The organism is Kitasatospora sp. NPDC059088, assembly GCF_042738155.1.
GTDB lineage: Bacteria > Actinomycetota > Actinomycetes > Streptomycetales > Streptomycetaceae > Kitasatospora.
This window is the reverse complement of sequence record NZ_JBHYGR010000099.1, coordinates 22933-29436: the sequence shown is the minus strand read 5'-3', so window position 1 is coordinate 29436 and position 6504 is coordinate 22933. Positions and strand designations below refer to the sequence as shown.

At 73.7% G+C, this 6504-nt stretch carries 6 protein-coding genes; 5 read left to right on the top strand and 1 reads right to left on the bottom strand.

The genetic code is table 11. The features are described from left to right. Positions 1 to 45: 45 nt before the first annotated feature. Positions 46 to 822: an SDR family oxidoreductase gene (locus ACFWXO_RS32915; protein WP_375890065.1), complete on the bottom strand. Its 777-nt coding sequence runs from the start codon at positions 820 to 822 to the stop codon at positions 46 to 48. Between the two features lie 174 nt (positions 823 to 996). Between ACFWXO_RS32915 and ACFWXO_RS32910 the strand changes: the two genes are divergently transcribed. The 5 genes from ACFWXO_RS32910 (at position 997) to ACFWXO_RS32890 (ending at position 6055) form a co-directional block, all read left to right on the top strand. Beyond that, the gene (locus tag ACFWXO_RS32910) at positions 997 to 1854 is read left to right on the top strand and encodes a helix-turn-helix transcriptional regulator (protein WP_380528492.1); all 858 of its coding nucleotides are present in this window, start codon (positions 997 to 999) and stop codon (positions 1852 to 1854) included. Positions 1855 to 1905: 51 nt separating this feature from the next. Next, positions 1906 to 2835: an aminoglycoside phosphotransferase family protein gene (locus tag ACFWXO_RS32905; protein WP_380528490.1), complete on the top strand. Its 930-nt coding sequence runs from the start codon at positions 1906 to 1908 to the stop codon at positions 2833 to 2835. Between the two features lie 80 nt (positions 2836 to 2915). Beyond that, entirely contained in the window at positions 2916 to 3440 is a 525-nt protein-coding gene (locus ACFWXO_RS32900; RefSeq protein ID WP_380528488.1) for a DUF6879 family protein, read from the top strand. Positions 3441 to 3721: 281 nt separating this feature from the next. Continuing rightward, entirely contained in the window at positions 3722 to 4609 is an 888-nt protein-coding gene (locus ACFWXO_RS32895) for a LysR family transcriptional regulator (RefSeq protein WP_380528486.1), read from the top strand. Positions 4610 to 4789: 180 nt separating this feature from the next. Further along, complete coding sequence (locus ACFWXO_RS32890) at positions 4790 to 6055, top strand: alpha/beta hydrolase (protein WP_380528484.1); 1266 nt, start codon at positions 4790 to 4792, stop codon at positions 6053 to 6055. Positions 6056 to 6504: the final 449 nt, after the last annotated feature.

Genomic DNA, 6504 nt, shown 5'->3' with positions numbered 1-6504 from the left:
GCCCCGCGCGGTGTGCGCGGGGCCGCCCGGGGTGGGGGGTGCGGCTCAGCTGGCCTGGCCGGTGGGCATGACCGTGACCTGCTGGAGGTTGACCCGGGGCGGCAGGGTGGCGATGAAGCCGATGGTCTCCGCGACGTCCTCCGGGGTGAGCCACTCCATGGCGGCCTTCGCGCCCTCCAGCCAGTCCAGCGCGCCCTGGTCGGTGACGTGGCTCTGCAGCTCCGTCCCGACGATGCCGGGCTCGACCGCCGACACCCGGACCTTCTTCGCCCCCAGCTCGGCCCGCAGGGTCCGCGACAGCTGGCTGACGTACGCCTTCGTGCCGGAGTACACCGCGAAGGTCGGGAAGATGTTCTGCGCCGCGATGGACGAGGTGTTGATCAGGTCCGCCACGCCGCGCTCGGCGGCCGCCTTCACCAGCTGCGGGGTGAACACGCCGATCGCGTTCATCAGGCCGGTGATGTTGAGGTCGATCTGCTGCTTCCACTGCGCGGTCGCCAGCTCCTCGATCGGGGCGGGCAGCATGACACCGGCGTTGTTCAGCAGCAGGTCGGCCCCGCCGAACTCGGTCTCCACCCGGGCCGCGGCGGCCTGCATCGCCTCGACGTCCGTCACGTCGGCGGCGATGGCGACCGCGCTGCCGCCGTTCTTCTCGATCCGCTCGACCAGCTCGGCCAGCCGCTCCGCCCGGCGGGCCAGCACGACGACCCGGGCGCCCAGCGCCGCCAGCTTCTCGGCCGAGGCCGCGCCGATGCCGCTCGAAGCGCCGGTGACGACGGCGACGCGGCCGGCGAGCGGAAGGGAGGTGGTGTTCGTGGACATGTTTCTTACCCTCCAGGGGCGTCGGGATTCGATCGGCCGCTCTCCGTCGGCCGCAGATCCAGTACAGCCCCGGGCGGAGCCCCCCGGGACGCCATACCTGGCCCTGCCCTGACAGGTACCGGCAGGACCACCCAGGACCGCCCGCCGCGCCGCGACACCGCCGACAATGGAGCCATGGACCGCACCAAGGAGATCGCCGGGTTCCTCCGCTCGCGCCGCGCCCGGGTCACCCCCGAGGACGCCGGGCTGCCCGCCGACGGGCGGGTCCGCCGCGTCCCGGGCCTGCGCCGGGACGAGGTGGCCCGGCTGGCCGGGGTCAGCACGGAGTACTACACCCGGCTGGAGCAGGGGCGGGCCCTCCACCCCTCCGACGAGGTCGTCGAGGCGATCACCCGCGCCCTGCGCCTGGACGACACCGAGCGCGAGCACTTCGCCGACCTGCTCCGGTCCGACTCCCGCCCGGCCGCCCGCCGCACCCCGGCGGCGGCCCAACGGGTGCGCCCGGGGCTGTACTTGATGCTGGAGACGCTCGACCACGTGCCCGCCTTCATCCTCGGCCGGCGCACCGACGTCCTGGCCTCCAACCGGCTCGCCCGGGAGGTCCTCACCGACTTCGACGCCCTGCCCGCCAACCGCCGCAACATGGCGCGCTACTACCTGCTGGACCCCAAGGCCCGGGAGACGGTGGGTGATTGGGAGCGGCTCGCCGCCGAGACGGTGGCCATGCTCCGGTTCGAGGCGGGCCGCTACCCCCAGGACCGCCGGCTCGCCGACCTGGTCGGCGAACTCACCCTCCAGGTGCCGGAGTTCACCGGCTGGTGGAACGACCACCGGGTGCTGCGCCGCACCCACGGCGCCAAGCACTACCACCACCCCCTGGTCGGGGAACTGCACTTCTCCTACGAGTCCTTCCAGGTGCCGGGCGACGCGGAGCAGACGCTGTGCGTCTACAACGTGGAGCCGAACTCCCCCACCGCGCAGTCCCTCCGGGTCCTGGCCAGCTGGACGGCACCCACGGTTCCGACTCCCTAGGCCCAAACACCCAGACACCCGGGCACCCGGGCACCCAACTACCCTTCCCCCATGCCCCGTACCGCGATCGAGATCACCGAGGACCTGGTCCGGCAGCTCCTGCGCGACCAACACCCCGACCTGGCCGAGCTCCCGCTGCGGCTCGGTGCACGCGGCTGGTCCAACCAGATGTGGCGGCTCGGCGAGGACCTCGCCGTCCGGCTGCCCTGGGTGACGGAGGACGCAAGTGCCCTGCTGCGCAAGGAACATGCGTGGCTGCCCGCCCTCCCCTCGCCGCTTCCCCTGCCGATCCCGGCGCCCCGGCGCCTCGGCGAGCCCTCCGAGCGCTTCCCCCACCCCTGGCTGGTCACCACCTGGGTCCCGGGCACCCCGGCCGACCACGCTCCCGTCACCCGCGCCGCCGCCGCGGCCGGGACCCTGGCCGCCTTCCTGACCGCCCTGCACCGGCCCGCCCCCGCCACCGCGCCCACCGGCGCCCGCGGCGAGCCGCTGGCCGCCCAGGCCGAGCACGTCACCCAGGGGCTGGCCTCGGCCGCCGCCATGGGGCTGATCCCCGACCCGGACGCCGTCCGCGCCATCCGCGCCGTCTGGGAGGACGCCGTCAGCGCACCCGACTGGACCGGCCCGGCCCTGTGGATCCACGGCGACCTCCACCCGGCCAACGTCCTCACCGCCGACGGCACCCTCTGCGGCGTCGTCGACTTCGGCGAACTCTGCGCGGGCGACCCGGCGAGCGACCTCGCGGCCGCCTGGTCCCTCCTCCCGGACGGCGGCGCCGAGCTCTTCCACCGGGCCTACCGACCGGCCCCGGACCGGGCGACACTGCGCCGCGCCCGCGGCTGGGCCGTCATGCGCGCCCTCGGCGGCATCCACATCGGCGAGGCCGGCCGCCTCGGCCGCCCCGGCGGCAAGACCACCTGGGGCCCGCCCGCCCGCGCCGCCCTCCGCCGCCTCACCGCCGACGCCCGCACCCGCCCGTAACCGACGCCCGCACCCGACACCCACAACCGCCCGCACCCGACGCCCACCCACTCCCCGCACCCACCCCCGGAAGGCCCGCGATGACCGAGCCCCTGCCCGACTTCACCGCCCTGCTCAGGGGCGCCCGCCGGACGGCCGTCCACCTGGAGATGCGGGACGCCTACGGCGTCGCCGACGAGGCCGCCGCCTTCGAGGAGTTCAAGCGCTCCGGCGCGGTCGACACCGACCCGGACTCCCCGTGGTGGGCCTGCTGGGTGCCGCTGGTGCGCGAGACCGTCGGCCGGGGCGTCCGGCTGCGCCGGGCGCGGATCGTCTCCGAGCCGGTCACCGACTACATCCGCTGGGAGCACGCACTCACCACGGTGAACCTCGCCGCGGGCGAGCAGGTGCGCTGGCTGCCCCGGCGGCTGGCCTCGGACATCCCGCTGCCCGGCAACGACCTGTGGCTGATCGACGACCGCCTGGTGCTGTTCCACTGGTTCAGCGGCGACGGCGCCTGGGCCGGGCACCGGTACTGCGAGGACCCGGCCGTGGTGGAGCTGGTCTCCGGCGCCTTCGAGACGGTCTGGGAGCGCGGCACCCCGCACGCCGACTACACGGTCTGACCACGAACCCGCTCCCCGTCGCCGCCCGGGCCGTCCACCCGAGGATGCGCGACGCCAAGGGTGCCCGCCCTGCCTCACCCGCCGACTGACGGGTCGGCGGCTGAGGCAGGAGCGGCATCGGCCGGACGCGTAGAGAAGGCCGAATGACGTGCACGCCGAGACGTCACTCGGCATACCCCCGTCGCCATTCGTGATGGCCTGTTGCGCCGCGCCCACTCTGGGTTCGATCACCGGAAAGCACAAGTGAATGTTTCTTGACTGCATCTCGTAGCATCACTGAGATGTTGAACCTCGAACGCTTGCGGGTACTGCACGCGGTGGCGACGACCGGATCCGTCGTGGGCGCGGCCCGACTCCTGCACGTCACCACGTCGGCGGTCTCGCAGCAGATGGCGCGACTGGAGCAGGAGACCGGCACTCACCTGGCGGAACGTCAAGGCCGGGGCATTCGCCTGACCGAGGCCGGCACCCTGCTCGCCGGGGAGGCCGCGGAACTGCTCGCGCACATGGAACGCGTCATGGCGACGATGGCGCAGCACCACGGACTGGTGACCGGCGACCTCACGATCGCGGCCTTCCCCACCGCCGCCCGCGCGCTGCTCCCATCGGCTCTGCGGGCCCTGCGGGCCCGGTACCCGGACCTGACGGTGTCGGCGCGGGAGCAGGAACCGTACGAAGCCGTCCCGGCGGTGCGGCGCGGGCTGCTCGACCTGGCCGTCGTCGAGGACTGGGCCGGGGATCCGCTCGCCCTGCCCCAGGGACTGGACCACCGCGCCCTCCTCGACGACACCTACGACATCGCCCTGCCCCCGGACCATCGGCTCGCCGGCCGCCCGACGCTGAGCCTGGCCGACCTCGGTGATGAGCACTGGATCACCTCGAGCGACGGGCAGCTGTGCCACGAATGGCTGGTGCGCAACATCAAGCGTGCTCGCATCGCCCACACCGCCTCGGAACACCCCACGCAGTTGGCGCTGGTCGCGGCAGGACTGGGAATCGCCATCATCCCGCGCCTGGGACGTGAACCGGCCGCCGCTCCAGTACGGTTCGTGCCCCTGGTGGACGCCCCACGGCGCCGGGTCTTCGCCGTCTGGCGTTCCACCTCGACCGCGCGTCCCTCGATCGGTGTGGTGGTCGGTGCGCTGATCGACGCCTGTCCGGTCGGCTGAGAGCCGTCCCGTTCGGACCGGCGCCCGACCGCGGGCGGGTGCTGCCGCGACGGTGGCGAAGGCGGCCACGCCCCGGCCTCCCCACGCGCTCCCAACGCGCTCCCAGCCCGCTCCCAGGACGTCACCAGTGAACGGTCAGCCTCTAAGCCCTCTCTCATCCACCGCCCCTAGCCTCCGCGCATGAACGTCTCGCTGCTCGACGGCTGGTTCCCCTGGACCGTCCAGGCCGCCGCCCTCGCCCTGTTCCTGACCGCGGTGGGCCTGCGGGACCGGTCCTGGCAGCGCAAGTGGGGGCCGATCGCGCTGGGTACGGCGCTGCTGCTCACCGCGGTCCTCGCGGTGGGAGTCCTCACCCTGGCCGGGATCACCGACCCGATCCCGTTCGGGGTGTGGCTGTGGAGCGGGGTGGCGGTCGCCGCGCTCGCCGTGCTGGGCTTCGGCTGGCGCGGCGCGCGCTGGTGGCGGCGGGCGCTGGTGGCGCCGACCGTCCTGCTGGCGCTGTTCTGCGCCGCGAACAGCGTGAACATGGCCACCGGCTACTACCCGACGGTCGACGACGCGATCGGCGAGCTCAGCGGGCAGCCGCTGCCGGACCAGATCACCCTGGCCGAGGTCTCCTCGATCCACGGGAAGACCACGACCGGCCGCATCGTCCAGGTCGACATCCCGGACACCGCGAGCGGCTTCACCCACCGCCAGGAGCTGGTCTACCTGCCGCCGGCCTGGTTCCGCAGCAAGGCCCGGCCGAAGCTGCCGGTGCTGGAGATGATCGGCGGCGAGTTCGCGGCGCCCGACAACTGGATCCGGTCGGGCAACGCGGTGCGGACCGCCGACGAGTTCGCCGCGAAGCACAACGGCTTCGCCCCGATCCTGGTCTTCGTGGACGCCACCGGCGGCTTCCGGGTGGACACCGAGTGCGTGGACGGCCCGCACGGCAACTCCGAGAGCCACCTGCTCAAGGACGTCCCCCCGTACGTCCAGAAGACCTTCAACGCCGCCACCGACCCGCACAAGTGGGGCGTGGCCGGCTGGTCGATGGGCGGCACCTGCGCCGTCGACCTGGTCGTCGAGCACCCCAACGTCTTCACCCACTTCGGCGACTTCTCCGGCGACAAGGGCCCGTACATCGGCGACAAGGACCACACGATCCAGGAGCTGTACGGCGGCGACGCGGCGGCCTGGGCCGCCCACGACCCGCTGACGGTGCTCGCCCACCACCCCAAGTACCAGGGCGTGTCCGGCTACTTCGGGCAGGGCGACGAGGAACACGGCCAGATCGAGTCCGCCAAGCTCCTGGAGGCGGCCGCCAAGAAGGACGGCATCCGCACCACCGCCGCCGTCGGCTCCGGCAAGCACACCTGGCAGACCGGCTCCGCCACCTTCACCCAGGCCCTCCCCTGGCTCGCCGCCCAACTCGGCGTCCCGGGCACCCACCCGCAGCCGTAGCGGGCCGGACGCCCCCAGCCGCAACGAGGCGGACACCCCGAGCCGTAACCGGGCGGACACCCCGCGCGACCTGCCCCGACCCGGACCGTGGGTGGGATCACATCCGTCCCACGGCCGGGAGGAAGCCTTGGCATCGGCACCCCGGCCGGGGCGGGCCGACGCCGCCCCGAACGGGCACGACCCACCGCCGGTTCCCGCCCCCGGGGGCCTGGATCCGGTGCCCGGCAAGGGATCCGTCCGCCCACGGACCGGCCGGACGGCACTCCCCCGCCGGACATCGGTTCCGCCGCGGCCGCACACATGTTCACCACCAACCCGCTGCAACCCTCGCATTCGCCCGCGCACCCGGCGGAATCCCGCTTTGCGACCGGCGCCGCCGTGTCATAGGTTTCGTCCGCCGTCGACGCAGCACCCGCTCTGACCGTTCCTCAGACCTGCGGTGAGCTGCG

Coding starts and splice junctions, on each gene's coding strand:
- ACFWXO_RS32915 (WP_375890065.1), bottom strand. CDS start 822: ATGTCCACGAACACCACCTCCCTTCCGCTCGCCGGCCGCGTCGCCGTC.
- ACFWXO_RS32910 (WP_380528492.1), top strand. CDS start 997: ATGGACCGCACCAAGGAGATCGCCGGGTTCCTCCGCTCGCGCCGCGCC.
- ACFWXO_RS32905 (WP_380528490.1), top strand. CDS start 1,906: ATGCCCCGTACCGCGATCGAGATCACCGAGGACCTGGTCCGGCAGCTC.
- ACFWXO_RS32900 (WP_380528488.1), top strand. CDS start 2,916: ATGACCGAGCCCCTGCCCGACTTCACCGCCCTGCTCAGGGGCGCCCGC.
- ACFWXO_RS32895 (WP_380528486.1), top strand. CDS start 3,722: ATGTTGAACCTCGAACGCTTGCGGGTACTGCACGCGGTGGCGACGACC.
- ACFWXO_RS32890 (WP_380528484.1), top strand. CDS start 4,790: ATGAACGTCTCGCTGCTCGACGGCTGGTTCCCCTGGACCGTCCAGGCC.